A 758-nucleotide genomic window follows, 5' to 3' on the forward strand; every position below is an offset into this window, starting at 1 on the left:
CCGCACACGATCCGCGCCAAGGAATTGCTGGAATTGCATCTTGAGGCCTGGAAGTGTGGCTTGAAGACGAGCTATTATGTGCGCAGCACGTCGCAAGAAGAAATCGAAGCATGCGAGGCATGTGAAAGCTACGGAAAGGATGAGAAGTATGGAAACTTTAACGAAACAGCCATTGATGGACCCAGAGGCACCGAATCGTTCAACCGCCATTGTTGGCGGGGCGAGCTCCGGTTTGCTCAATTGGAATGATATTGCCCATCCGCATATGTATGACTTGTACCAAGCGCTACTCGCGAACTTCTGGAAAGCGCAGGAAATCAATATGCAGGATGACATCAAAAACTGGGACTCGCTAACAGATACTGAGAAAGACGTCTTTTTGCGCATTAACACGCAGCTGGCGTCTCTCGACAGCCTGCAGACGCCGACGATGACTCAAGTCATGGATTACGTCAGCGATTCCAGCTTCAAGTCGATTTTTGCGGTCATCGCCCAGCAGGAAGCGGTCCATACCGAGTCGTATTCCTACGTTCTCAGCTCGCTCGTGCCGCTCGATGAACAAAATCGCCGTTTTGATGAAGCGAAGAACGACCCGCTCGTCAGAAAGCGCAACGCACGCATCTTGTCCGCGTACGAAGCGTTCCGCAAAAAAAAAAAAACAACTAAAAATTAAAATAACAATACAGAATCAGAGATGATACCGACTACAGTGACACAGACAAACAATCAAACATATAGATAGATCCAAATCAGCAGTT

1 pseudogene is annotated in these 758 nt (G+C 48.4%); it reads left to right on the forward strand.

Annotated features, from left to right (window positions below):
- Positions 1-139: 139 nt before the first annotated feature.
- Positions 140-649 (forward strand): annotated as a pseudogene (locus BHE18_RS12520) (ribonucleotide-diphosphate reductase subunit beta); the annotation flags it as partial.
- Between the last annotated feature and the right edge of the window lie 109 nt (positions 650-758).

This window comes from Rossellomorea aquimaris (assembly GCF_001877785.1).
In the GTDB taxonomy this organism is placed as follows: Bacteria; Bacillota; Bacilli; order Bacillales; family Bacillaceae_B; genus Rossellomorea; species Rossellomorea aquimaris_A.